Origin of the sequence: Nocardioides sp., from assembly GCF_036493135.1 — a bacterium.
GTDB lineage: Bacteria > Actinomycetota > Actinomycetes > Propionibacteriales > Nocardioidaceae > Nocardioides.
In genome coordinates this window covers 65,615-88,802 of record NZ_DASXQG010000072.1, presented here as the reverse complement: position 1 = coordinate 88,802, position 23,188 = coordinate 65,615, and the positions used below count along the sequence as shown (strand labels likewise).

Sequence of the window (23,188 nt, the reverse complement as noted above, 5' to 3'; positions counted from 1 at the left end):
ACGTCGACCGTCACTCGGCGCCGGATCCAGCGGCGTCGAGGAACCACCTCAGCACCTCGAGGAACACCTCCGGCCGCTCGGAGTGGACCCAGTGGCCGGCTCCCTTGACGGTCACCAGTCGGTTGCGTGGGAACCAGCGGTCCATCGCGCCTGCATACGCCGGGGCGGTGTAGTCGGAACGCTCCCCGGCCACCCAGAGCACCGAGCCCTGGTACGGCGGGGTGCCCGCCAGCTGCTTCTCCGGCCAGCCGCCGATCACGGGGAGCGCCGGGCCGAGCACATCGAGGTTGACCTGCCAGCGCCAGCCGTCACCGTCTCGGCGGAGGTTCTGGAGCAGGAAGCTGCGCACGGTCGCGTTGGGCACGGCCTCGGCCAGGGCTGTGTCCGCCTCGCCGCGCGTCGAGATCGTGTCCAGGGGCAGCCCGCGCATCGCCGCGACGTACCCGGAGAACTCCGAGAGGTGGTCATACGCCGTCGGGGACACGTCGACCACGCACAGCCGCTCGACGAGCTCGGGATGGCGGAGCGCCAGCACCATCGCGACCTTGCCGCCGAGGGAGTGGCCGACCAGGGCGACCGGGTCGTCGGCCCCCAGGAGTCCGGCCACCCGATCGGCGACCCGGACGTAGTCGAACCCGTTCTCCCAGGTCGAGCGACCGTGATGCGGCAGGTCCACGAGGAGAACCCGGTGTTCGTCGGCGAGAGCCTTGCCGATCTGGGTCCAGTTGCGTCCCTGACCGAAGAGACCGTGCAGGAAGACCACGCGCGAGCCCCGGTCACCCAATGCCGTCGTGTGCAGCGCAGTGGTGTCCAGGGGGCCCGGCTCGGTCACCGACGCAGTCTTTCAGAGGCCGAGGTCAGCACCACCGGCGTACGCCGTGCCGGGTCAGGTCGACGTCGCGGCGTACGACGGCGATCCGATCGGACCAGTGGCCGCACGTCCGCCGGAACGCCTTCGCGTGGTACTCCACGGCCAGCACGTGGTCGCCGTAGTGGTCGACGTAGCCGCCGCACTCGCGGTACTGCCCGCACTGCTCGGCGACCGCGAGGTCGAAGCCGACGCTCGTGCCGTCCCACTCGGCCCAGTTCTTCTGCGCGGCCGCCGGGCCGGCGCCATGCGCGCGGGTGACCAACCGCGCGGCGTACTTCTTGTTGTCGGCGCGGGTCAGCAGGAGGGCGCCCCGGGGTACCCGCACGACGCTTGTCAGAAGTCGAAGCCGTCGAAGACGTCGCCGATACCGCCGGCGACGTCGCCGATGCCGTCACCGATCCCACCGGCGAGGTCGCCCATCCCGTCGCCGACGCCCGCGGCCAGATCGCCGAGCCCGTCACCCATCATGTTGAAGGCGAAGCCCATGAAGATCCAGTCCATCGGACCGAAGCCGCCGAAGTAGCCCGCGGCGTACGGCCGGTAGGCGGGGCCGCCCTGCCAGTAGGGCACCCGCTGGGTGCCGACCATCACCTGCCGGGCGTCCGGCTCGGCGCCCGCCCTGACCCGCTCCGCGTCGAGGGCGCAGGCGGGGACCTTGCGGTCGGCGCCGCCGACCGGCGCATAGGTGACGTCCTCGACCGACAGCCCGTGCCGCGGGTCGAAGAAGCACGCCGGCCGGCGCTGCGGGATCGGCTCCCCCGCGACGCGCGCGTGCACGCACGCGATCGCGTATCGGCCGTCGTCGAGGATCTTGGTGACGTCCTGCACCTGCTCGGGCCGCTCGATCCGGTCGGCCGACGTCTTGGCGGCCTCGTAGGCGTCGAGCGCCCGCTGGTAGTCGGCGTTGGCGCCCTCGTCGAGCTGCCGACCGGCGAGGTCGAGGTCGAGGTCCTGCAGCTCGACGCCGAGCGCGGTCACGTCCTCGAACGCGAGCTTCTTGACCGGCTCGAGCTCCCGGACCGCCCGATCGGCGGCCACCTGCTTGTTGCGACGGCGTACGACGACGAAGACTGCCACCGCCAGCAGCACCAGGACCAGCACGATCACGCCACCCATGGACAGAGCCTACGTGGCGATCAGGACTCGCCAGTGCCGCCCGCGGCCCGGATCGCCCGCCCGCCCATCTCCGTCAGAGCGGTGCGCAGCTCGGCCGGCTCCTGCACCTCGAACTCCCAGCCCAAGAACGACAGGTGGAACGCCAGTCCGTACAGCGTCTCGGCACCCGCCTCGAGCAGCGTTGTGTCGTCGTCGATCGCGGTGAGCACGACCGAGCGAACGCTGGTGCGCTCGGCGACCTCCTTCAGCGGAGCTCGGACGACGATCCGCGCCTGGAAGCGGTACGCCGCGCTGGCCACCGCCCGCTGGACGTAGGCCGCGGGGTCCTCGTGCTCGCGCTCGCGAAAACGCCAGGTCGTCGGGGCGACCCTCGTCATCCGGTCGAGGCGGAAGGTCCGCCAGTCGTCGCGGTCGACGTCGTACGCCATCAGGTACCAGCGGCGGCCCGTCGCGACGAGCCCGACCGGCTCCACGGTGCGGGCGCTCGGGGTCTTGTCGCGCGACTCGTAGGCGAAGCGCACCCGGACCGTGTCGCGCACCGCGCGGGCGAGCTGCAGCAGGGCGTCGCCGTCGACGGTCGCCATCCCCGAGTCGAGGGTCTGGGTCGCCGCGTGGATGGCGCGCACCTCGCTGCGCAGCTTCGGCGGCATCACCTGGTCGAGCTTGGCCAGCGTCCGTAGCGCCGCCTCGCTCGCGCCCGAGACGGTGCCACCGGCGGCCATCCGCAGCGAGACCGCGACCGCGACCGCCTCGGCGTTGTCGAGCAGCAGTGGGGGGAGCCCGCGCCCGCGACCGAGCTGGTATCCGCCTCCGATGCCCTGCGTGGCGTGGACCGGATAGCCGAGCGCACGCAGCCGCTCGACGTCACGACGGATGCTGCGGGTGGTGACACCGAGCCGCTCGGCGAGCGCCGGCCCGGTCCAGACGGGCCGCTGCTGCAGCAGCCCGAGCAGGTGCAGCACGCGCTCGGTGGTCTCGGCCATGCCGGCCAGTCTGCCAGGAGTAGCGGACAGATCCTGTCCTGTTTGCAGGCGAGACTGGGACCACCTACCGAAAGGAACCGCCATGGCCCTCCACGTCCCGCCCGTCGCCGACGAGACCGACGCCATCCACGCCTTCCTCGCCCAGGCCCAGGACGCCTTCCGCGCCCTGCTCCATGGCCTGACTCCACGCCAGGCGTCGATCGCGCCCAGCGCGTCGTCCCTCTCTCTCGGCGGGCTGGTCAAGCACGCGACCGCCGTCCAGCGGGGATGGCTCGCGAGCGCCGAGGCAGCACCGGCGCTACCGACCGAGGCCGAGCGGTCCGATGGCGTCGGCGACTACTTCGAGGGCTTCACGTTCCGCGAGACCGACTCGCTCGAGGACCTCCTCGCGGCGTACGACGAGATGTGCGCGGCGGTGCTGGACGCCGTACGCCGCATCGACCTGGACACGGCGGTCCCGGTGCCGGACGCGCCGTGGTTCCCGAAGGACGTCGAGGCGTGGAACGTCCGCTGGGTCTGGTGGCACCTGATGGAGGAGCTCACCCGGCACGCCGGGCACGGCGACATCGTCCGCGAGACCGTCGACGGTGCGACGATGTACCCCCTCGTGGCCGCCCGCGACGGGCTCCCCGACCTGCCCTGGCTGCCGGCGTGGAAGCCGGTCGACCCGCCCTTCACCAGCGGTGTCTCGACGGTGCGCCTGCACGCGGCCGACCTCCCGGCCGCCCGTGCGTGGTACGCCGACCTGCTCGGCGCCGAGCCGTACTTCGTCCGTGACGAGTACGTCGAGTGGCGCGTCGGGCCCCACGACCACGAGCTCGGGATCCTCGACCTGAGGTACGCACCGCAACACGAGCAGGGCGGGACCGTGACCTACTGGCAGGTCGACGACCTCGGCGCGGCGCTGACCGACCTGCTGGCCCGTGGCGCGACCGTGCACGAGGACGTGCGCGACTTCGGCGGCGGCTACCGTGGCGCCGTGGTGATCGACCCGTTCTGCAACGCGCTCGGGATCATGCAGCGACCGACGGTCCCGACGACCGGCACTCACGACACGGGAGAAGCGGCATGAACGTGACCCTCGCCCGCAGCTGGAACGAGACGCTGCGCGACCAGCTCGACTTCCACTACCGCCGGCATCTCCGGCCACGCATGGAGGGGCTGACCGACGAGGAGTACCTCTGGGAGCCGGCGCCCGGATCGTGGAGCATCCGGCCCCGCGGGAGCTCCACCTCCCCGGCGCCGATCGGAGCAGGCACGATGCAGCGCGACGACGCACCGGACGAACCCGACCCGGCTCCGGTCACCACCATCGCCTGGCGGATCGCGCACATGACCGTCGAGTGCCTGTCGATGCGGACCATGAACCATTTCGACGGCCCGACCGCGCACTGGGAGACCTGGGAGTACGCCGCCACCGCCGACGAGGCGCTCGCCCAGCTCGACGCGGCGTACGCCGGGTGGTCGGCCGGTGTGGAGGGGCTCGGCGAGGACGGGCTGGCCCGCGCGGTCGGCCCGGCGGAGGGGCCTTGGGCGGAGTCGCCGTACGCCGACCTCGTGCTCCACATCAACCGCGAGCTGATCCACCACGGCGCCGAGATCTGCCTCCTCCGCGACCTCTACCGAGCCACCCACTCCCAGGAGATCTCATGAGCCGCACCGTCCAGGTCAGCTTCGACTGCGCCGACCCGAATACCCTCGCGGGCTTCTGGAACGAGGTGCTCGGCTACCGCTACGACTCGCCACCGCCCGGCTTCGCCACCTGGGAGGAGGCGCTCGACCACTTCGGGGTCCCCGAGGAGGACCGCAACAACGCCTCCGCCTCGGTCGACCCCGACGGCGTCGGGCCGCGGCTGTGGTTCCAGAGGGTGCCCGAGGGCAAGGTGGCCAAGAACCGGCTCCACCTCGACGTCCGCGTCGCCACCGACCTCTCCGGCGACGAGCGGATGGCAGCACTCGAGACGGAGTGCGCGCGGCTCGTCGGGCTCGGGGGACGTCGGGTACGCCGGTTCGAGCCCGAGCCGCCGATGAGCAAGGGCTTCCTGGTGATGCAGGATCCCGAGGGCAACGAGTTCTGCTTGGACTGATCGCCCTCGGCCAGGGCTGGCTCAGTCGCCGACGATCCCGTGGTGCTGGGCCAGGTACCGCTCGACTCGGCGGTCGGGGACCAGCCAGATCAGGGCCACCGCGATGAAGGGGATCAGCGCGAGCCACGGCTCCACGAACGCCAGCAGGATGCCGATCAGGTAGATCACCGGCGAGAGCTTGCCCTTGAGGTCGTTGCCGACGACCTCGCGCAGCCGCGGGCCGGTGACGGGCAGCCGCATCATGCGGAGCTGGAGGAGGTAGTAGGCGATCGCCGCGGCGAGGAGGTTGACGCCGTACACGACGGTCGGGGTGAGCGCCACCTTCGACTCGTCGAGCCAGGCGGTGGTGAACGGGTAGAGCGACAGCCAGAAGAGAAGGTGGAGGTTGGCCCAGAGCACCGAGCCGTCGACGTACTCGGCGATCTGGAACATGTGGTGGTGGTTGTTCCAGTAGATGCCGATGTAGACGAAGCTCAGCACGTAGGTCAACAACCCGACGCCGGTGTCGTGCCAGAGGTCCGAGAGGTGGTCGCCCTCCGGCTTGTGCAGCTCCAGGACCATCACCGTGATGATGATCGCGAGCACCCCGTCGCTGAACGCCTCGAGGCGGCTGGTCGGCATGCGCAGATCCTAGGAGGACCGGCGCATGTCGACCCTCGTCAGGAGCAGATGGCGGACCTGAGGGCGGCCTCGAGCGGGGTCCCCTTGTCGTCGTGACCGGTCCGGTGCGACTCGGCTCGGGCGGCCGTCTGCTCGGCTCCGCCGAATGGGACGGTCGTCACTCAGGACGTGTAGTCGCGGAAGCCGCGCTTGGTCTTGCGACCGAGGTAGCCGGCCGTGACCAGGTGCTCCAGCAGCGGCGCCGGGGCGAAGCCGGGCTCGCGGAACTCGAGGTACAGCTCCCGCTGGATCGCCAGCGACACGTCGTTGCCCACCACGTCGAGGAGCTCGAACGGACCCATCGGGAGGGCGCAGCCGAGCTTCATCGCGGTGTCGATGTCGTCGGCCGTGGCGTAGTGCGCCTCGAGCATCTTCACCGCGTCGTTGAGGTAAGGGAACAGCAGCGCGTTCACGATGAAGCCCGCCCGGTCGCCGCACGACACCGGCACCTTGTCCAGCGTCGCGCAGAGCGCGAGCACGGTCTCGTGCACGTCATCGGCCGTGGTGACCGTCGAGACGACCTCGACCAGCTTCATCACCGGTGCGGGGTTGAAGAAGTGCATCCCGATGACGTCCTGTGGCCGCTTGGTGGCGGTGGCGCAGGAGATGATCGGCAGGCTGCTGGTCGTGGTGGCCAGGATCGCCCCGGGCTTGCAGATCTCGTCGAGGTTCTCGAACAGCGTGGTCTTGACCTCGAGGTCCTCGGCCACGGCCTCGACGACGAGATCGACCGTCCCGAGGTCGTCGAGACTGGTCGTGCCGGTCAGGTGGCCGAGGATCTCGCCCTTGGCGTCCTGCTCGAGCTTGCCGCGCTGGATCGCCTTGTCGAGCGAGCGCTCGATCGCCCCACGCACGCCGTCCACCTTCGCGGTCGAGCGCCCGGCGTACGTCACGTCGTACCCGGCCTTGGCGAAGACTTCGACGATGCCTGTGGCCATCGTCCCCGTGCCGACGACGCCGACCGAGCGGACCGGACGCTTCAGCTGCGGCCGGTGCTCGGCGTCCGGCGTGTGGGCGTCGGCGACGACCAACGAGCTGTCCGGGCCCTCGTAGGCGTAGAACCCCCGGCCGGTCTTGCGGCCGAGGAATCCGGCAGTGACCAGCTGCTTGAGGATCGGGGCCGGCGCGTGCAGGCGGTCGCGGCCCTGCTTGTACATCGTGTCCAGGATCTCGTACGCCGTGTCGAGGCCGATCAGGTCGAGCAGGGCCAGCGGACCCATCGGGTACCGGCAGCCGAACCGCATCGCGGCGTCGATGTCCTCGCGCGTCGCGAACCGCTGCTCGAACATCGAGGCCGCGTGGTTGAGGTAGCCGAACAGCAGCGTGTTGGCGATGAAGCCGGCCCGGTCGCCGCAGATCACCGGGCTCTTGCCGAGCCTGGCCACCAGACCCTTGACGTCCTCGAGCACCTCCTCCTCGGTGACGACCGTGCGCACGATCTCGACCAGGTTCTGCACCGGGGCGGGGTTGAAGAAGTGGACGCCGATGACCCGGCCAGGATGGAGGTTCGCGGTCGAGATCTCGGTGACGCTGAGGCTCGAGGTGTTGGTCGCAAGGATCGTCTCCGGCTTCACGATCCCCTCGAGCTCGCGGAAGATCGACTTCTTGATGTCGATCGACTCCACGACCGCCTCGACCACGAAGTCGGCGTCCGCGAGGTCCTTGAGGCTGGTCGTGAACGTGACCCGGCCGACCAGCTCGGCCTGGTCCTCCTCGCTCAGCTTGCCGCGCTGGACCGCGCGACCGGTGGAGTGCTCGAGGTGCTGGCGGCCGCGTTCGACGGCCTCGTCGGTCACCTCGACGCCGACCACGGAGAACCCGTTGCGTGCGAACACCTCGGCGATGCCGGCACCCATCGTGCCGAGACCGACGACTCCGATCGTGGTGAACTCGCGGCTGGTCTGCGTCTCGGGCGCGGCGGCGTCGGTGGGACTGCTCGTCATGGGGCGCATCCTCCCACGCACCCCGACGCGGCCACCGCGAGGTGGCCCACAGCCGTCTGGGGCCGACAGGGGCACCGCAGGTCGCCATGACGCATACCACGGGTCGTGACCGGATCGTGACCGGCGCCGAACCGGGGACTCCCCTAGAGTCACGGTCATCGCCCCGGAACTCGGACCGGGGCCGAGTCGATCGGATCTCGGATGCGACACACCCCCCTCCTCGTCCTGCTCGCCGGCTCCGCGCTCGCCCTCGGCGCGTGCGGCGGTTCGGGGTCGTCCTCGGACACCGGCAGCGAGGTCGACACCGGCCAGCTGGGCAACACCGGCAGCGGCACGGATGCCACCGCGACGGGTCCGGTCACCATCGACGGAGCCCAGAAGGGCGGCATCGTCACGGTGCTGACCAACACCGGGCTCACCACGACGATCGACCCAGCCGAGGCCTACTACCTCGACACGATGTCGATCGACGGGCAGCTGATCACCCGGTCGCTGACGCAGTACAAGTACGACCCGACGTCCAAGCAGATGGTGCTGGTGCCCGACCTCGCCACCGACCTCGGGCAGCACAACGACGACTACACGAAGTGGACCTTCACGATCCGCGACGGGGTGAGGTTCGAGGACGGGTCGCCGGTGACCGCGAAGAACATCGCCTGGGCCATCCAGCGGTGCATGGACGCCGAGACCTTCCCGACCGGCCCCTGTCAGTACTACTCCAACGTCTACTTCCGCGGCGGCTCGTCGTACAAGGGCCCCTACACCGCCCCGAACCAGAAGTTCACGGCCGTGAAGGTCAACGGCGACAAGCTGACGATCTTCATGGACAAGCCCTTCCCCGACATGCCCTACTGGGGCGCCTTCCCCGCCAACGGCCCGGTGCCACTGGGCAAGGCCTCGGACCCGAAGACCTACAAGAACCACCCCCTCTCGACCGGGCCGTACATGATCAAGTCGTTCAGTCCCGCGAAGGAGCTGGTGCTGCAACGCAACCCGCACTGGGACCCGAAGACCGACCCGGCGCGGACGGCGTACCCCGACGGCTACGACTTCAAGACCCAGCAGCCGTCGGAGAAGATCGACCAGATCGTGATGTCGGACTCCGGGTCCGGGCAGACGACGCTGACCTACGACAACCTGCTCGCCCCCGATTACCAGACGATGAAGGAGAAGTCCTCCGACCGGCTCACCCTGGGCGGCCAGCCGTGCACGTTCTACTGGGGACCGGACAACCGGAAGATCACCGACAAGCGCATCCGTGAGGCGCTGTCGTGGGCATACCCCTACAAGAACGCCATCCTGGCCGGTGGCGACATCCCGGGGGTCACGGCGGTCCCCGCCACCAACCTGATGCCGTCCGGCATCCCCGGCCGTACGCCGTACAACGTGACGGGGCGCGAGCCCTTCCAGACCGACCCGGCCAAGGCCAAGGAGCTGCTGCAGCAGGCGAATGCGATGGGCTACGACATCACGTTCCTGTTCCGCTCGGACGACCCGGTCAGCGTCAAGGTCAAGGACGCCATCGTGAAGGCGCTCGGGCAGGCCGGCTTCAAGGCGACGCCGGTGCCGACGACGATCGCGAACTACGTCGCCGACCGAGGCAAGACCACCTCCGACATCAACGTCCGCTCGGCCAGCTGGTGCTCGGACTGGCCCTCGGGCAGCACCTGGCTGCCGACGGTCTATGCCGACACCGACGCCGAGAAGACCCGCTCGTTGGGCGCGAACTACTCGGTGTTCTCCAGCAAGGCGGTCGCCAACCAGATCAACCAGATCCAGCTGCTGCCGCTCGATCAGCAACCGAAGGCCTGGAACGACCTCGACAAGGAGGTCATGACGAAGTACTTCCCGCTGTTCCCGACGTACTACGGCGGCGTGGTGATGGCGCACGGGTCACAGGTCAAGGGCATGAGCGACGACAGTGCGCTGGGCATGCCCACCTGGAACACGATGTGGGTGGGTCGGTGACCTGACTCTGGTCCGGGGGCCTGGTCCGTCTTCAGGCAGGGTCCCCGACCAGGGCGGTCACCGCGTCCGCACAACCCCACGACAGGGTGACGCCCGCGCCGCCGTGGCCGTAGCAGTGGATCACGTCGCCGACTCGTTCCAGCCGCACTTCCGGGCGAGCGGGGCGGAGCCCGACCTTGTGCCGCAGGATCCGCGCCCTCGCCACGTCGGGGACGAGCGCGGCGGCTCGCCGCAGGATGTCGTCGGCGACCTCGGGTGACGGCGAACGGCTCCAGTCGCCGTCTTCGTCGGTGCCGCCGAGGACGACGTCGTCGGTGCGCGGGATGACGTACGTCGGGACCTCCCCCGCCGGCCCCTCCTCCGCCAGCCACCACTCGTCGAGACCGAACTGCTCGACCACCACCACCTGCCCGCGCACCGGTCGCGTCGTGGTGTCGCCGGCGAGGGCGCGTGATCCGAGACCGGAACAGTTCACGACCAGCGGCGCCTCGGGGAGCCGCGCGAGGGCCATCCGGGTGATGGTTCCACCCGCGTCGAGGACGCGCTCCGAGAGCCAGCTGAGGTAGCGCGGCATGTCCACGACCGGCGTGACGAACGTCCACGCGTCGACGTACGGCGCGCGCGGGTCGACCCGGTCCAGCGACGGCACGGCGTCGAGCCACCATGGATCGCCCGGCTTCTCGAGGAACAGCTCGGTGCCCCTGCGCATGGCGACCCCGTCGGCCCCCTGCGCGGCGAGCCGCGCGAACTCGGCGTACGCCGTCTTGCCCCAGGCCGTCACCTTGTCCTGCGGGAACGCGAGGTAGGGGTACCAGATCGCGGCCGCCACGCTGGATGTCGTCTCGAGGGGAAGATCGCGCGCCAGGACGTCGACGCGGTGCCCGGCCTCGAGCAGGCGCAGTGCGCAGCTGAGACCCACGACTCCAGCGCCGACGACGACGATCCGATCCGGGCGCTCCGGCATGCGGCCGAGTCTGCCCCACCCGGTAGGGTCACCGCCCGTGAGGCTGCGTCGATGAGGCTGGTGGTCGCTCGCTGCCAGATCGACTACGCCGGGCGCCTGACGGCTCACCTGCCGATGGCGACCCGGGTGCTGATGATCAAGGCCGACGGGTCCGTGCTGGTGCACTCCGACGGCGGCTCCTACAAGCCGCTGAACTGGATGTCGCCGCCGTGCACGCTGCGGGAGGGCGCGTCCGAGGACGGCGCGGTGCTGTGGACGGTGACCTCGCGGTCCTCGTCCCAGGGCCAGGCTGACACCCTGCAGATCCTGATCGACGAGGTCTTCAGCGACAGCTCCCACGACCTCGGCATCGATCCCGGACTGCAGAAGGACGGAGTCGAGAAGCACCTCCAGGAGCTGCTGGCGGAGCACCCCTCGACCCTGGCCGACGGCCTGACGCTGGTCCGCCGGGAGTTCCCGACCGCGATCGGCCCGGTCGACCTGATGTGCCGCGACGCCGACGGCGCCTCGGTGGCGGTCGAGATCAAGCGCCGCGGCGAGATCGACGGGGTCGAGCAGCTCACCCGCTACCTCGAGCTGCTCAACCGCGACCCGCTCCTGGCACCGGTCCGCGGGATCTTCGCCGCCCAGGAGATCAAGCCGCAGGCGCGGGTGCTGGCCACCGACCGCGGGATCTCCTGCGCCGTCGTCGACTACGACAACCTGCGGGGCTTGGACAACGCCGACGATCGCTTGTTCTGAATGCTGTCGGCGGTGACGAGCGGCCGCCCAAGTAGCGCGATCGCGCTGTTATGACAGCCGCGAGCGGCCACCCGCTGTCACAACCGCGCGATCGCGCCGTTTGAGCAGCCCCGGCCGAGAGCGCTCAGGCGCCCACCGCACCGGCTGCGCGCTGGAACAGCTCGACGAGCAGGTGGGCGTACCCGAGGGCGTCGTCGATCGCGCGATGGGTGTGGGGCACCTCGCCGAACCACTCCGAGGGCAGGGTGGCCGGTGACACCTCGCGGACGGATCGACCGGTGACGGCCGCGGCGTACGACCGGAGGCAGAGCGTGTCGTGGAAGAGCGGCTCGGACTCGTAGATGCCGTCGATCAGCTGGTGGTCGGTGAAGCGACGCAGGTAGAAGTCGATCCACGAGCCGTCGAAGGCCACGGGGTGGGCCGCGAAGATCCGCGGGCCCGGCAGATCGAGGACGAACGCCACGAAGTCATTGATCACCTCGGCCGCCTCGCGCGGATCGGTCGTGGCCGCGAGCAACGCCGCTGGCTCGTCGTTCTCGAACCACGCGCGGGTGCCGGGATGCCACGAGCTGCCGGGCAGCTCGGCGAGTACCGCCTCGAAGCGCCCGCGTTCCTCGCCGGTCGCCGTGACGGCCACGGTGGCGAAGGAGAGCATCGAGTGCTGACCCGGCCGGAAGCCGGTCGCCTCGATGTCGGTCACGAGGTACGTCGCGTCGTCGGCGTCGGCGGTCACGAGGCGCCACCCTGCCAGACGGGTCGGACGCGACACCGTCCCGCTGCGACTCAGGACGCGTCGGCCTCCCGCGGCTCCACCCGTGACCGGGCGGGGCCGGACCCGTTCGCGCGCAGCAGGGGCTCGGAGCGCGGCTCCGGCGGGCCGGCGGGGAGCTCGGGCTCGTCCGCGGCCGCGTGCGGCAGGGACGCCTCGCCACTGGCCGCGGCCTCGAAGAACCTGAGCATCTCGACGGGGAAGGGCAGCACGAGGGTGGAGTTCTTCTCGGCGGCCACCTCGACCATGGTCTGCAGCAGTCGCAGCTGCAGCGCGGCCGGGGTGGCGCTCATCGTGCGCGCGGCCGAGGCCAGCTTCTCCGAGGCCTGGAGCTCACCGTCGGCGGTGATGACGCGCGAGCGGCGCTCGCGCTCGGCCTCCGCCTGGCGCGACATGGAGCGCTTCATCGACTCAGGCAACGCGACGTCCTTGATCTCGACCCGGTCGATGTCCACCCCCCACCCGGCGGCGGGGCTGTCCATCATGATCTCCAGCCCCTCGTTGAGCTTCTCCCGGTTGGACAGCAGGTCGTCCATCTCGCTCTTCCCGATGATCGACCGCAGCGAGGTCTGGGCGACCTGGAGGATCGCGAATCGGTAGTCCTCCACGACCACGGCAGCGCGCCAGGGGTCGGTCACCCGGAAGTAGACGACAGCGTCGACCTTCACGGTCACGTTGTCGCGGGTGATGCCGTCCTGGGCGGGCACCGGAAGCGTGATCACCTGGACGTTGACCTTCGTCATCCGGTCCACGAACGGGACCAGAGCGGTCAGGCCGGGCTGGCGCACGCTCTTCTGAGCCCGACCGAGCCTGAAGACCACCCCGCGCTCGATCTGCTTCACCACCCGAGCACTCGCGAACCACATCACGGCCCCGAGAGCGAGGAGGACCAAGAACACCAGGGCCACCACGTCCATGTCGCCTCCCAACCGGGCACGCCACTTCCTCCCAAGGGTACGCCGGGGCCGCGAGGCGTTCAGGCGGCCACCGACTCGGACTCGACGACCTCCTCCTCGGCCGGCGCGGGCAGCCGGCCCGGCAGCAGGAACGCCGAGGCGACCGCACCGGCCAGGCAGAGCAGCCCGACGACCACGCAGGCGGTCGACATGGCCGACATAAACGAGTCGTGGAACGCCGTCAGCAGCTGTGGGTCCCGTAAGGCAACCGCCTGAGCGACCCCGACCGAGTCCTGCGCCCGAGAGACCACCGGGCCCGGCAGCGCCGCGAACGCGCCCGAGGCGAGGTGCGATCCGAAGACCGACGCGAAGATCGAGCCGACCACGGCCACCCCGAGGGTCCCGCCGAGCTCGCGGGTCGCATCGTTCACCGCCGACCCGACGCCGGCCCGCGCCGGAGGCAGTACGAGCAGGATCGACTCGGTCGCCGGGGTGGAGATCAGTCCCATCCCGAGGCCCATCATCACCATCTGCGGCACGATCACAGTGGCGTACGGCGTGGCGACGCCGGACGTCGAGATCCAGAGGAAGGCCGCTCCGAACAGCACCATCCCGGTGGTCACCACGATCTTGGTCCCGATCCGGGGCGCCAAGGCGGCGCCGACGACGGAGGCGACCGCGATCGACAACGCGACCGGCAGGATTCGCGCGCCCGTCGAGAGCGCGCCGAACCCGCGCACGAACTGGAAGTACTGGGTCACCAGGAAGATGAACCCGAACAGCGCGAAGAACGTGATCGTGACGGCTCCGCTGGCGGCGCTGAACCGGCGGTCGCGGAACAGCGAGACGTCCAGCATCGGGTGCGTCGTGCGACGCTCGCGCAGCACGAAGGCGCCCAGCAGCATCGCCGCGATCGCGAACCCGCCCAAGGTCTCGGCCGACCTCCAGCCGTGCGCGGGCGCCTCGATGATGGTGTAGGTGAGCGTGGCCAGCATCGCCACCGACAGTCCCAGGCCGGGCAGGTCGAGCGGCGGCACCGATGGGTCGCGCGACTCGGGGATCAGGGCGTACGCCGCGACGGACGTCACCAGCGCGAGCGGGACCAGCGCCCAGAAGACGCTGCCCCAGTAGAAGTGCTCGAGCAGCACGCCGCCGGTGACCGGACCGGCCGCGACGCCGAGCCCGACGACCGCACCCCAGATGCCGAGCGCCGTCGCGCGCTCGCGGCGCTCACGGAACGTGTTGCTGATGATCGACAGGGTCGTCGGGAAGATCAGGGCAGCGAAAGCGCCCATCACGAAGCGAGCGGCCACCAGCGCCTCCGCCGACGTGACCAGCGCACCGACGGCGCTCGCCGCGGCGAAGCCGACCAGGCCGGTGATCAGGGCCGGACGCCTCCCGAACCGGTCCGACAGGCTGCCCGCCGCCAGGACGAGCCCGGCAAAGGCGAGGTTGTAGCCGTCGACGACCCACTGGAGCTGGCGGGTGCCCGCCGAGAGCTCACGCGAGATCGACGGCAGGGCGACGTTGACGATCGTGGTGTCGAGGTTGATCGCGAGCACGGCCGCGCACACCGTGGCCAGGACCCACCCCTTGCGAACGGTCTGGTGGGGCGCGGTCCGCTCCCTCAGCGAGCTGCTCATCTGTATCTCCGCGGTTCTCGAATCCCATGTGGACGCTGACAACATCACGGTACGACGGGATGTAACCAGTGTCAACATCCATTACCCTGGATCCGTGAGGGATCGCATCCAGCCGTACCACCACGGGAACCTGCGACCCGTCCTGGTCGACACCGCGGTCGAGCTCGCCCGCACCACCGGTCCGGACGGGGTCGTGCTGCGCGAGGTCGCGCGCCGCGCCGGGGTCTCGCACAACGCGGCGTACCGCCACTTCGACGACCGCGCCGCCCTCCTCTGCGAGGTCTCCGACCGTGCGATGGCCGACCTCGAGCAGGCGATGAGGACGCGCATCGAGGCGGTGGCGATCGACGACCCGGTGGCGCGAGCCGTCGAGCGGCTCCGCGAGACCGGGCGCGCCTACGTCGACTTCGCGATCCGCGAGCCCGGCCTGTTCGAGGTCGCGTTCAGCGCCGGGGTGACGGCCGACGAGCACGACGCGGCGACCCGGGCCGGCCCGTACGGCCTCCTGAACGCCGTGCTCGACGAGCTGGTCGACGTCGGCGCGCTCTCATCCGAACGCCGCCAGGGCGCCGACGTGGCGTGCTGGGCAGCCGTCCACGGCTATGCCGAGCTCCACGTGCACGGCCCACTGCGCGACGTACCGGCCATGTTCCGAGATCAGGTGCTCGAGTCGGTGCTCGACGTCGTGCACCGCGGGCTGCTCGGGTAGTCAGCCCGCCACGCGCCACCCATCGGCGTCGTTCTCGAAGACGTACGCCGAGCCGTTGAGGACGCCGTCGCTGGCCGGTGCGTCGGGAGACCCGGGCGCGATCGCGCCCCAGAGCGCGAGCATCACGCCGCCGTGGGTCACCACGAGGACCGTCTCCCCGCGGAACTGGTCGGCGACGTCCTCGAGCACGCCGAGCACCCGATCGGCCGTCTCTCGTCCGGTCTCCCCGCCGGGGACCCCGCGCGACAGGTCACCGGCGAGCCAGGCCCGGACCATCCCGTCGAAGAAGCCGTGCTCGTAGGGATGTCCCAGGTAGTCGCCGGCCGGGAACTCGTGGAGCCGCTCGCGCACCCGCACCGGCAACCCGAGCACGCCGGCCGCGATCTCCGCGGTCTGCACCGCGCGCGACAGCTCGCTGCACATCACCGCCGCAACCTTCTCCGAGCCCAGCCGCTCGCCCAGGTCACGTGCCTGCTTGCGACCGAGCATGGTCAGGCTGCCGCCCGTCGCGTTCATCTCGGGCGTCTCGTACTCCGCCTCCCCGTGCCGGGCCACGATGATCCGGGCCGGGCAGTGCACGTCGCTCACACCACCAACCTAGCCAGGGGACCACGAGCTTCGTCCCGCCCCGTCGGGAACGCGCCGCACGGCCCGGGTACCGGCGCCCTGTCGGCATTCCCACTCGGCCACCTCATGCGCTCGCGCCTGGCGGCCAACCCGACGTACTCCGTCGCCTACCTGTGGGCGTTCACGTTCGAGACGCTCTACCTGACCCGTGGGTGTGGCCGCCTGAGCCGTCCGCGGGGCAGGATGCCCAGCATGCGGATCTACCACGTCGCCACGCTGCCCGACTGGAAGCAGGCGCAGGACACCGGGACGTACACGACGTCGACGTACGGGCGCACGCTCGAGCAGGAGGGCTTCATCCACGCGGCGTACCACGACCAGGTACCCACCGTGCGGGACCGGTACTACGCCGATGTGGCCGAGCCGCTGCTGGTCCTGGAGATCGAGAGCGACCTGCTCGACGCCGAGGTCCGGGAGGAGCCGGTCGGCGACGCGACGTACCCGCACGTGTACGGCCCGATCCCGACCGACGCCGTCGTCGCCTGGCGACCGGCGCGGATGCCGACCATCGACCTCGGGGCCAGCCGCGCGCCGCGTCCTCCGCTCCCCACGATCACGATGGCGTTCCGTGGTCTGACGCTCGTGCTGGCGACGGCCGCGCTGACCGCGTTCGTCTGTGCGGTCATCGCGCAGTCCCGCACGGACGACGGCCACCTCCCGGAAGGAGTCTCCTTCGTGCTCTGGTCCTTGCTGGCGGTCCTCGCGGTCCCTTCCGTCTTCGCCCTCGGGTACGGCGAGTGGGTGCGCCACCAGGCGGCGCAGGCGGGTGAGCTGGCCGGCGAGTAGTCAGGCCGACTGCTCGACCGGCTCCCAGCCCAGCTCGGATCGCCGCTCCTAACGCTGACCCGTCAGAAGCGCGCAGCCTCAGGGCGCTGACCCGTCAGATGACGACTCGGCGGGAGGTCAGCCTCCGGCGGCCCTGGGCGCCGAGGGGTCGTCGCCCTCGAGGCCGCCCTCACGCGCGACGTACTCCTCGATGTTCTCCACGACGTCGGCGTTGCGGCGTACGACGGCGAGCAGGTCGCTCATGGATGCGACCTCCTCGACCTGCTCCTTGATGAACCACTGCAGGAACTGCTCGGAGGCGAAGTCGGACTCGTCGCGCGCGATCACGAGCAGCTCGCTGACCTGGGTGGTCACCCGGTTTTCCTGCTCCAGCGCCAGCTCGACCGGCGCGACGACGCCGTCGAACGAGGAGACCGGCGCCGCAATCGTCGGGATGGCGACCTCGGAGTCGGTGTCGAGGAGGTACTGCACCATCATCAGCGCGTGGCTGCGCTCCTCGAGCGCCTGGGTGTAGAAGTACGCCGCCATCTGCGGCAACGTCAGCCCGTCGTAGTGGATCGCGCAGGCGAGGTACTGGTTGTGAGCGGCCAGCTCGTGGCCCACCTGCTCGTTGAGACGCTCGACGAAACGGGGTGCAGGCACGGGAACTCCTCGGTGATCGACAGGGATCTCAGGCGGCCTTGACCAGCTTGCGCTTCTTGACCGTATAGCCCTGCGGCAGCGTGCCCTCCTTGAGCATGCGGATGGGACAGCGCTGGCAGCGCGTGTCGCTCACGCAGCACTTGGCCTTGGGCTTCTTCTTCTTGCCCTTGGTCTTCTTGGACACGCGCGCACTCTAGCCAATCAGGTGAGGCTTACCTAACTCCGACTGCCCGGGCAGGCACATGCTCCACCGGCCGGTCATCTCGATCCGCGACGCGCCACCGTGGATGAAACCTCCCGCGGCGTGGTAGCGGGCGATCTGATGCCAGGTCGCGCGGGAGTGCGGTGGGGTCCCCCGGCGTGGCCCGCGGCGCTGTCATCCCCGCCCGACGCTCGTCCGGGCCGTCGGGTTGACGCGTCGCCTCCGGAAGAGGATGCGGATCAGTCGAGGTCGTTCGCCTCGCGGATCACGTCGACGATCCCGTCCATGATCTCGGTCAGCCCGAAGTCCTTCGGCGTGTACACCGCCGCCACGCCGGCGTCGATCAACCGGCGGGCGTCGGCGTCGGGGATGATCCCGCCGACGACCACCGGGACGTCACCGATGCCGGACTCCTCCAACGCCACCAGGACCGCCGGCACCAGCTCCATGTGGGATCCGCTGAGGATCGACAGCCCGACGCAGTGCACGTCCTCGGCCACCGCGGCCGAGACGATCTGCTCGGGGGTGAGCCGGATGCCCTGGTAGACCACCTCGAAGCCCGCATCGCGAGCTCGTACGGCGACCTGCTCGGCGCCGTTCGAGTGACCGTCGAGGCCCGGCTTGCCGACCAGGAGTCGCAGCCGGCCACCCAGCTCGTCCCCGGTCTCGCGCACGCGGCGGCGTACCTCGGCCAGCTCCTCACCCGCCGAGCCGACCGTTGACGAAGCGCCGACGGCACCGCTCACCCCGGTCGGTGCCCGGAACTCGCCGAACACCCCGCGCAGGGTCCCCGCCCACTCCCCCGTCGTCGCACCAGCCCGCGCGGCGGCGAGGGTGGCGGTCATCAGGTTTGCGTCGGTCTTCGCATCGGCCGCCAGCCGGGCCAGGGCCTCGGCGACCGCGGCCTCGTCGCGCTGCTCCTTCCAGGCGCGGACGCTCTCGATCGCGGCCCGCTCGGCCTCGGGATCGGCGGCCTGGATCGCGGCATCGAGGTCGGCGGTGAGAGGCGACGGCTCGGTGGTCTCGAACCTGTTCACACCGACCACGATCTCCTCGCCGGACTCGATCCGGGCACGGCGGACGGCGTGCGACGACACCAGTTCCTGTTTCATGTAGCCGGACTCGACGGCACCGATCGCTCCGCCCATCGCCTGGACGCGGTCGATCTCCGCCCTCGCGCTCTCGACCAGCTCGGCGACCTTGCCCTCGACCACGTGCGAGCCGGCGAACAGGTCGTCGTACTCCAGCAGGTCGGACTCGAAGGCCAGCACCTGCTGGAGCCGCAGCGACCACTGCTGGTCCCAGGGCCTCGGCAGGCCGAGCGCCTCGTTCCACGCCGGCAGCTGTACGGCGCGCGCGCGGGCGTCCTTGGAGAGCGTCACGCCCAGCATCTCCAGCACGATCCGCGGCACGTTGTTCTCCGGTTGGGCCTCGGTCAGGCCGAGGCTGTTGACCTGTACGCCGTACCGGAAGCGGCGCATCTTCGGATCGTCGACGCCGTACCGGTCACGGGTGATCTCGTCCCAGAGCTGGACGAACGCCCGCATCTTGCACATCTCCTCCACGAACCGGACACCGGCGTTGACGAAGAACGAGATGCGGCCGACGACCGTGCCGAAGTCCTCCTGTGACACCTGGCCCGACGCCTTGACCGCGTCGAGGACGGCGATCGCGGTGCACAGCGCGTAGGCGAGCTCCTGGGTCGGCGTCGCGCCGGCCTCCTGCAGGTGGTAGCTGCAGATGTTGATCGGGTTCCAGCTCGGGATCTCGTGGACGGTGTAGGCGATCACGTCCGAGATCAGGCGCAGGGAGTGCTCGGGAGGGAAGACGTAGGTGCCGCGGGAGAGATACTCCTTGACGATGTCGTTCTGGGTGGTGCCGTCGAGCTGGTGGGCCACTTCGCGTGCATCGACGCCGGGGTTCTGCTCCTCGGCGACCACCTGGTAGAGCGCCAGCAGCCACATCGCGGTCGCGTTGATCGTCATCGAGGTGTTCATCTCGGTGAGCGGGATGTCCTCGAAGAGTCGTCGCATCTCCCCCAGGTGCGGGATCGGGACACCGACCTTGCCGACCTCGCCCTTGCTCAGGGGGTGGTCGGGGTCGTAGCCGGTCTGCGTCGGCAGGTCGAACGCCACCGAGAGACCGGTCTGGCCCTTGGCCAGGTTGGTGCGGTACAGCGCGTTGGACGCCGCAGCGGTCGAGTGGCCGGCGTACGTGCGCATGACCCAGGGACGGTCCTTGGCGGGCATGAGCCGAGGGTAGGTCCGGCGAACGACGGCCCGCCCGCATCTGTGGGCTATTCCTCACGTGCGCTACTGCACACGGTGGGATCGGTCCGGACCGGTCGATTCTCCCGCGGGATCGCGCCCCGATCCCTACAGTGGAGGCATCCGCGGGTGGGGGCCCGCGCCTGAGCGGGGGAACTCATGAACGAGCAGCACACACCGGTGCCCGCGCGCCGAGGCATCGATCGTCGCAGCGTCGTCCGGGCCGGGGTCTGGACCGTCCCGGTCGTGACCCTGGCGACCGCAGCGCCGGCCTTCGCTGCCGTCTCGGGCCCCACGAAGGGGACGCTGCGGTTCGACACGTTGAACCTCTTCGGGGCCGACTACGACGACAAGGGCAAGCCGACGTCGCTCCAGTCGCAGGTCCAGGTGCAGAACGCCTACACCGCCGGCGGCCCGACGCTGACGAGCCTGTCCCTCTTCGTCACCTACTCCGACGCCCGCGTCGACGGCGACGCCCCGCAGGCGGTCACCGGCACAGGCTGGACCTCCGGCTCGGTCACGAAGACCAATGGTGGCTGGATCTACAGCTTCGTCTGGGTCGGCAGCCTGGCGGCGTCTCAGTCGACACCGCAGCTGAGCTACAAGGTGCCGTTGAAGAACAACTCGAGTGGCAACGCTGACATCTCGGCCATCGCCTCGGCCACCGGCGTGCAGTCGGCCACCGGCAGCGCGTCCACCAACCTCTGACCCGACCCTGACCAGACGGCTCAGGCGCTCGCGGCCGCCCGCTCGACCTCGATGAACCGGGCCAGTCGCGAGAGCTGGAGCATCCGGCGTACGGCGGGCCCGCAACCGCGCACACGCAGGTGCTGTCCGGCGCGGCCGGCCTCGATGGTGGCGTAGGCCAGTACCCGCGCCGCGGTGACGTCGAGGGTGTCGACGTCGGTGAAATCGATGGTCAGGTCGCTGTCGTAGCCATCGAGATGCTCGTGGATGGCGTTGCGGACGTCCATCGTGCTCCGCACGTCGAAGTCGCCGCTGAGCCATAGCGTGTGCCCGTCGTGGACAATTTCCATCGTCCGTCCCCCGATCCCCGTCCTCGTGGTGAGGCGTGTGGTCCGGCTCATCGATCTGCTCCGTCCTCCGCGGACCCGAGTCCCCGGCATTGGTGCTCTCTGAGCAACGTTCCTGTATCCACTATGACGCGCTGACCCAAGCGGAGGTTTGCGCCGGAGCGGGGCGAATCCCCGTGCGGCCGTCGCGCACTACGCTTCAGAGTCATGGTGAACCTGACGCGGATCTACACCCGCACGGGTGACGCGGGCACGACCCGGCTCGGTGACCTGAGCACGACGTCGAAGAACGACCCCCGACTCCACGCCTATGCAGACGTCGACGAGGCGAACGCCCAGCTGGGGGTGGCACTTGCTCATGACCTCGAGGAGCCGGTCCGGGATGTTCTGATACATGTCCAGAACGACCTCTTCGACGTCGGCGCGGACTTCTGCACGCCGATCGTGGAGAACCCGGAGTTCCCGCCGCTGCGGATCACGCAGGAGTACGTCGACCGGCTCGAGGGCTGGTGCGACGAGTACAACGCCGACCTACCCAAGCTTCGGTCGTTCATCCTGTCCGGCGGCACTCCGACCGCGGCCCAGCTGCACATGGCACGGACGGTCATCCGTCGGGCCGAGCGCTCGGCGTGGGCGGCGTACGACGTGCACGCCGAGACCATGAACCCGATCGCGATCCGGTACCTCAACCGCCTCTCCGACCTGGTGTTCATCCTGGCCCGCTACGCGAACCGCGAGCACGGCGACGTGCTCTGGGTGCCGGGAGGGGAGCGCTCGTGACGGGTCAGACGCCCGGGGGCTCGACAGCCTCGACCGACGGAGCCGGCACGGCGCCGAAGCCGGATCCGGTCGACGAGCTCGTCTCGACCACGCACTCCCTGCGGCTGCGGCGCGGCGAGCTGCGCTACACCGCGCGGACCGGACGGGTGGTGCTCCGCGAGGAGGAGCTCAAGAAGGGCGTCTTCCAGGGCTGGAAGGCCCGCGCCGAGATGTCGGTGACGGCGTACACGCTCGACGACACCGACGTCACCACCCGCCCGATCACGTTCGTCTTCAACGGCGGCCCGGGCTCGTCGTCCGTCTGGCTGCACATGGGCCTGCTCGGGCCGCGCAGGGTCGACGTCGGCGACGTGACCGCGCCGCACCCGCCGCCGTACCGCCTGGTCGACAACGCCGAGACGCTGCTCGCGGCCTCCGACCTGGTCTTCATCGACCCGATGTCGACCGGCCACACGCGCGCCGTCGAGGGTGGCAAGCCCAGGCGCTATCACGGCTTCGCCCAGGACGTGGAGCAGGTCACCGAGCTGATCCGGCTGTGGTGCACCCGTGAGGACCGCTGGATGTCGCCGAAGTTCATCATCGGCGAGTCGTACGGCACCGTGCGTGCGGTGGCCGTCGCCGAGCGATTGGCCTCGCGACACGCGATGGGGCTCAACGGCCTGGTGCTGGTCTCGAGCGTGCTCGACTTCGGCAGCCAGGACTTCGAGCACCACCGGGCCGACGAGTCGTGCCTGAACTTCCTCCCGACGTACACCTCGATCGCGCACTACCACGGCAAGGTCAAGGGCCGGGCGGCCAAGCTCCGGGCCGAGGCCGAAGCGTTCTCGGCCGGCTCGTACCGGCTCGCGCTTGCCGCGGGGCGCCGGCTGCCGGCCAAGGAGCGCACCTCGATCGTGCGCACGCTGGCCCGGCTGACGGGGCTCTCCGAGGAGTACGTCGACCGCACCGACCTGCGGGTCGAGCACTGGCGCTTCTGCACCGAGCTGCTACGCGACCGAGGAATGACCGTCGGCCGGATCGACGGCCGTTTCATCGGCCCGCTGTACTCGGCCATCGCGGAGAACATGGACCACGACCCGTCCATGGACGCGATCGAGGCGCCGTACTCCGCGGCTCTGCACCACTACCTGCGCGGCGAGCTCGGCAGCCGCCAGGACCTCCCCTACGAGGTGCATGCCACGTCGATCAAGCACTGGTCGTTCAAAGAGTTCGAGGGAAAGCCGATCTTCGTCGCCGACAAGCTGGAGCGGGTGATGCGGGCCAACCCCCACCTGCGGGTGCGGATCGAGTACGGCTACTACGACCTGGCCACGCCGTACCACGCGGCGGAGAACATGGTCGCCCACCTCCGCCTCCCGGATGCCGCCTTCGATCGGATCGAGCACGAGTACTTCGAGACGGGTCACATGCCCTACCTCCACGAGCCCTCTCGGAAGCGCGAGGCGGCCTCGATCGCCGCCTTCGTCGAGCGGGGCTGAGCGTGGCCCCTCGGCCTCGTCC

General features: G+C 70.1%; 26 protein-coding genes. 10 read left to right on the top strand and 16 right to left on the bottom strand.

Annotated elements, in window-relative coordinates:
- Positions 1-10: 10 nt before the first annotated feature.
- The 4 genes from VGJ24_RS14050 to VGJ24_RS14035 are packed head-to-tail and all read right to left on the bottom strand — an operon-like array spanning position 11 to position 2,970.
- On the bottom strand, positions 11-832 hold the full coding sequence (locus VGJ24_RS14050; RefSeq protein ID WP_331501251.1) for an alpha/beta fold hydrolase: 822 nt from the start codon (positions 830-832) through the stop codon (positions 11-13).
- Positions 833-857: 25 nt separating this feature from the next.
- Complete coding sequence (locus tag VGJ24_RS14045) at positions 858-1,196, bottom strand: endo alpha-1,4 polygalactosaminidase (RefSeq protein WP_331501250.1); 339 nt, start codon at positions 1,194-1,196, stop codon at positions 858-860.
- Positions 1,197-1,204: 8 nt separating this feature from the next.
- Positions 1,205-1,987: a hypothetical protein gene (locus tag VGJ24_RS14040; protein WP_331501249.1), complete on the bottom strand. Its 783-nt coding sequence runs from the start codon at positions 1,985-1,987 to the stop codon at positions 1,205-1,207.
- A 20-nt stretch (positions 1,988-2,007) separates the two neighbouring features.
- Complete coding sequence (locus VGJ24_RS14035; RefSeq protein WP_331501248.1) at positions 2,008-2,970, bottom strand: YafY family protein; 963 nt, start codon at positions 2,968-2,970, stop codon at positions 2,008-2,010.
- Positions 2,971-3,052: 82 nt separating this feature from the next.
- Between VGJ24_RS14035 and VGJ24_RS14030 the strand changes: the two genes are divergently transcribed.
- The 3 genes from VGJ24_RS14030 to VGJ24_RS14020 are packed head-to-tail and all read left to right on the top strand — an operon-like array spanning position 3,053 to position 5,057.
- Positions 3,053-4,042, top strand: a complete 990-nt coding sequence (locus VGJ24_RS14030) for a DUF664 domain-containing protein (RefSeq protein WP_331501247.1) — start codon at positions 3,053-3,055, stop codon at positions 4,040-4,042.
- Positions 4,039-4,623 carry a DinB family protein gene (locus VGJ24_RS14025; protein WP_331501246.1) on the top strand — a complete coding sequence of 195 codons (585 nt, stop codon included), beginning with the start codon at positions 4,039-4,041 and terminating at the stop codon, positions 4,621-4,623. Before VGJ24_RS14030 ends, VGJ24_RS14025 begins: the two co-directional genes overlap by 4 nt.
- Positions 4,620-5,057, top strand: coding sequence for a VOC family protein (locus tag VGJ24_RS14020; protein WP_331501245.1), 438 nt, complete (start codon positions 4,620-4,622; stop codon positions 5,055-5,057). The genes VGJ24_RS14025 and VGJ24_RS14020 overlap by 4 nt, the downstream gene beginning before the upstream one ends.
- 21 nt (positions 5,058-5,078) lie before the next feature.
- On the opposite strand, the gene VGJ24_RS14015 is transcribed toward VGJ24_RS14020, so the two are convergent.
- From VGJ24_RS14015 to VGJ24_RS14005, 3 genes are read right to left on the bottom strand one after another with little or no spacing between them, the layout of a single operon-like run.
- Positions 5,079-5,678, bottom strand: a complete 600-nt coding sequence (locus tag VGJ24_RS14015; protein ID WP_331501244.1) for a TMEM175 family protein — start codon at positions 5,676-5,678, stop codon at positions 5,079-5,081.
- Between the two features lie 38 nt (positions 5,679-5,716).
- Positions 5,717-5,839, bottom strand: a complete 123-nt coding sequence (locus tag VGJ24_RS14010) for a hypothetical protein (protein ID WP_331501243.1) — start codon at positions 5,837-5,839, stop codon at positions 5,717-5,719.
- Positions 5,840-7,660: a 3-hydroxybutyryl-CoA dehydrogenase gene (locus VGJ24_RS14005; protein WP_331501242.1), complete on the bottom strand. Its 1,821-nt coding sequence runs from the start codon at positions 7,658-7,660 to the stop codon at positions 5,840-5,842.
- A gap of 201 nt (positions 7,661-7,861) precedes the next feature.
- Here VGJ24_RS14005 and VGJ24_RS14000 point away from each other — a divergent pair, with 201 nt between their 5' ends.
- Positions 7,862-9,628 (top strand): ABC transporter substrate-binding protein, encoded by a 1,767-nt coding sequence (locus VGJ24_RS14000; protein WP_331501241.1) that lies wholly within the window; start codon positions 7,862-7,864, stop codon positions 9,626-9,628.
- Positions 9,629-9,659: 31 nt separating this feature from the next.
- Here VGJ24_RS14000 and VGJ24_RS13995 read toward each other — a convergent pair whose 3' ends face one another.
- The gene (locus VGJ24_RS13995; protein ID WP_331501240.1) at positions 9,660-10,592 is read right to left on the bottom strand and encodes an FAD-dependent oxidoreductase; all 933 of its coding nucleotides are present in this window, start codon (positions 10,590-10,592) and stop codon (positions 9,660-9,662) included.
- A gap of 51 nt (positions 10,593-10,643) precedes the next feature.
- Here VGJ24_RS13995 and nucS point away from each other — a divergent pair, with 51 nt between their 5' ends.
- The gene (gene nucS, locus VGJ24_RS13990) at positions 10,644-11,333 is read left to right on the top strand and encodes an endonuclease NucS (RefSeq protein ID WP_331501239.1); all 690 of its coding nucleotides are present in this window, start codon (positions 10,644-10,646) and stop codon (positions 11,331-11,333) included.
- Between the two features lie 124 nt (positions 11,334-11,457).
- Here nucS and VGJ24_RS13985 read toward each other — a convergent pair whose 3' ends face one another.
- Genes VGJ24_RS13985 through VGJ24_RS13975 form a run of 3 tightly spaced genes read right to left on the bottom strand, consistent with a single transcriptional unit; the run spans position 11,458 to position 14,641 of the window.
- Entirely contained in the window at positions 11,458-12,066 is a 609-nt protein-coding gene (locus VGJ24_RS13985) for an exonuclease domain-containing protein (protein ID WP_331501238.1), read from the bottom strand.
- Between the two features lie 50 nt (positions 12,067-12,116).
- Positions 12,117-13,019 (bottom strand): slipin family protein, encoded by a 903-nt coding sequence (locus VGJ24_RS13980; protein WP_331501237.1) that lies wholly within the window; start codon positions 13,017-13,019, stop codon positions 12,117-12,119.
- Positions 13,020-13,078: 59 nt separating this feature from the next.
- Entirely contained in the window at positions 13,079-14,641 is a 1,563-nt protein-coding gene (locus tag VGJ24_RS13975; protein ID WP_331501236.1) for an MFS transporter, read from the bottom strand.
- Positions 14,642-14,735: 94 nt separating this feature from the next.
- On the opposite strand from VGJ24_RS13975, the gene VGJ24_RS13970 reads away from it, so the two are divergent.
- Entirely contained in the window at positions 14,736-15,350 is a 615-nt protein-coding gene (locus VGJ24_RS13970; RefSeq protein ID WP_331501235.1) for a TetR/AcrR family transcriptional regulator, read from the top strand.
- Here the strand turns inward: VGJ24_RS13970 and VGJ24_RS13965 are convergent, their stop codons facing one another.
- Positions 15,351-15,938, bottom strand: coding sequence for a histidine phosphatase family protein (locus tag VGJ24_RS13965; protein ID WP_331501234.1), 588 nt, complete (start codon positions 15,936-15,938; stop codon positions 15,351-15,353).
- Positions 15,939-16,043: 105 nt separating this feature from the next.
- On the opposite strand from VGJ24_RS13965, the gene VGJ24_RS13960 reads away from it, so the two are divergent.
- Positions 16,044-16,763, top strand: a complete 720-nt coding sequence (locus VGJ24_RS13960) for a DUF952 domain-containing protein (protein ID WP_331501233.1) — start codon at positions 16,044-16,046, stop codon at positions 16,761-16,763.
- A 117-nt stretch (positions 16,764-16,880) separates the two neighbouring features.
- On the opposite strand, the gene VGJ24_RS13955 is transcribed toward VGJ24_RS13960, so the two are convergent.
- The 3 genes from VGJ24_RS13955 to VGJ24_RS13945 all read right to left on the bottom strand — a co-directional run bounded on the left by VGJ24_RS13955 (position 16,881) and on the right by VGJ24_RS13945 (position 19,856).
- On the bottom strand, positions 16,881-17,405 hold the full coding sequence (locus VGJ24_RS13955; RefSeq protein ID WP_331501232.1) for a ferritin: 525 nt from the start codon (positions 17,403-17,405) through the stop codon (positions 16,881-16,883).
- A gap of 28 nt (positions 17,406-17,433) precedes the next feature.
- On the bottom strand, positions 17,434-17,589 hold the full coding sequence (locus tag VGJ24_RS13950) for a hypothetical protein (RefSeq protein ID WP_331501231.1): 156 nt from the start codon (positions 17,587-17,589) through the stop codon (positions 17,434-17,436).
- 257 nt (positions 17,590-17,846) lie between these two features.
- On the bottom strand, positions 17,847-19,856 hold the full coding sequence (locus tag VGJ24_RS13945; protein WP_331501230.1) for a protein meaA: 2,010 nt from the start codon (positions 19,854-19,856) through the stop codon (positions 17,847-17,849).
- A 177-nt stretch (positions 19,857-20,033) separates the two neighbouring features.
- On the opposite strand from VGJ24_RS13945, the gene VGJ24_RS13940 reads away from it, so the two are divergent.
- Positions 20,034-20,582: a hypothetical protein gene (locus VGJ24_RS13940; RefSeq protein WP_331501229.1), complete on the top strand. Its 549-nt coding sequence runs from the start codon at positions 20,034-20,036 to the stop codon at positions 20,580-20,582.
- A 20-nt stretch (positions 20,583-20,602) separates the two neighbouring features.
- Here the strand turns inward: VGJ24_RS13940 and VGJ24_RS13935 are convergent, their stop codons facing one another.
- Positions 20,603-20,962: an STAS domain-containing protein gene (locus VGJ24_RS13935; protein ID WP_331501228.1), complete on the bottom strand. Its 360-nt coding sequence runs from the start codon at positions 20,960-20,962 to the stop codon at positions 20,603-20,605.
- A gap of 153 nt (positions 20,963-21,115) precedes the next feature.
- Here VGJ24_RS13935 and VGJ24_RS13930 point away from each other — a divergent pair, with 153 nt between their 5' ends.
- Both VGJ24_RS13930 and VGJ24_RS13925 read left to right on the top strand, forming a co-directional pair.
- Positions 21,116-21,688 carry a cob(I)yrinic acid a,c-diamide adenosyltransferase gene (locus VGJ24_RS13930; RefSeq protein ID WP_331501227.1) on the top strand — a complete coding sequence of 191 codons (573 nt, stop codon included), beginning with the start codon at positions 21,116-21,118 and terminating at the stop codon, positions 21,686-21,688.
- Positions 21,685-23,166, top strand: coding sequence for a S10 family peptidase (locus tag VGJ24_RS13925; RefSeq protein ID WP_331501226.1), 1,482 nt, complete (start codon positions 21,685-21,687; stop codon positions 23,164-23,166). The genes VGJ24_RS13930 and VGJ24_RS13925 overlap by 4 nt, the downstream gene beginning before the upstream one ends.
- Positions 23,167-23,188: the final 22 nt, after the last annotated feature.

What these genes read in the sequence shown, in the direction of transcription:
- VGJ24_RS14040 (WP_331501249.1), bottom strand. Translation starts at nt 1,987, where the DNA reads ATGGGTGGCGTGATCGTGCTGGTCCTGGTGCTGCTGGCGGTGGCAGTC.
- VGJ24_RS13975 (WP_331501236.1), bottom strand. Translation starts at nt 14,641, where the DNA reads ATGAGCAGCTCGCTGAGGGAGCGGACCGCGCCCCACCAGACCGTTCGC.
- VGJ24_RS13930 (WP_331501227.1), top strand. Translation starts at nt 21,116, where the DNA reads ATGGTGAACCTGACGCGGATCTACACCCGCACGGGTGACGCGGGCACG.
- VGJ24_RS14015 (WP_331501244.1), bottom strand. Translation starts at nt 5,678, where the DNA reads ATGCCGACCAGCCGCCTCGAGGCGTTCAGCGACGGGGTGCTCGCGATC.
- VGJ24_RS14025 (WP_331501246.1), top strand. Translation starts at nt 4,039, where the DNA reads ATGAACGTGACCCTCGCCCGCAGCTGGAACGAGACGCTGCGCGACCAG.
- VGJ24_RS13995 (WP_331501240.1), bottom strand. Translation starts at nt 10,592, where the DNA reads ATGCCGGAGCGCCCGGATCGGATCGTCGTCGTCGGCGCTGGAGTCGTG.
- VGJ24_RS13940 (WP_331501229.1), top strand. Translation starts at nt 20,034, where the DNA reads ATGAACGAGCAGCACACACCGGTGCCCGCGCGCCGAGGCATCGATCGT.
- VGJ24_RS14035 (WP_331501248.1), bottom strand. Translation starts at nt 2,970, where the DNA reads ATGGCCGAGACCACCGAGCGCGTGCTGCACCTGCTCGGGCTGCTGCAG.
- VGJ24_RS14020 (WP_331501245.1), top strand. Translation starts at nt 4,620, where the DNA reads ATGAGCCGCACCGTCCAGGTCAGCTTCGACTGCGCCGACCCGAATACC.
- VGJ24_RS14000 (WP_331501241.1), top strand. Translation starts at nt 7,862, where the DNA reads ATGCGACACACCCCCCTCCTCGTCCTGCTCGCCGGCTCCGCGCTCGCC.
- nucS (WP_331501239.1), top strand. Translation starts at nt 10,644, where the DNA reads ATGAGGCTGGTGGTCGCTCGCTGCCAGATCGACTACGCCGGGCGCCTG.
- VGJ24_RS14030 (WP_331501247.1), top strand. Translation starts at nt 3,053, where the DNA reads ATGGCCCTCCACGTCCCGCCCGTCGCCGACGAGACCGACGCCATCCAC.
- VGJ24_RS13960 (WP_331501233.1), top strand. Translation starts at nt 16,044, where the DNA reads ATGCGCTCGCGCCTGGCGGCCAACCCGACGTACTCCGTCGCCTACCTG.
- VGJ24_RS14005 (WP_331501242.1), bottom strand. Translation starts at nt 7,660, where the DNA reads ATGACGAGCAGTCCCACCGACGCCGCCGCGCCCGAGACGCAGACCAGC.
- VGJ24_RS13935 (WP_331501228.1), bottom strand. Translation starts at nt 20,962, where the DNA reads ATGAGCCGGACCACACGCCTCACCACGAGGACGGGGATCGGGGGACGG.
- VGJ24_RS13945 (WP_331501230.1), bottom strand. Translation starts at nt 19,856, where the DNA reads ATGCCCGCCAAGGACCGTCCCTGGGTCATGCGCACGTACGCCGGCCAC.
- VGJ24_RS13980 (WP_331501237.1), bottom strand. Translation starts at nt 13,019, where the DNA reads ATGGACGTGGTGGCCCTGGTGTTCTTGGTCCTCCTCGCTCTCGGGGCC.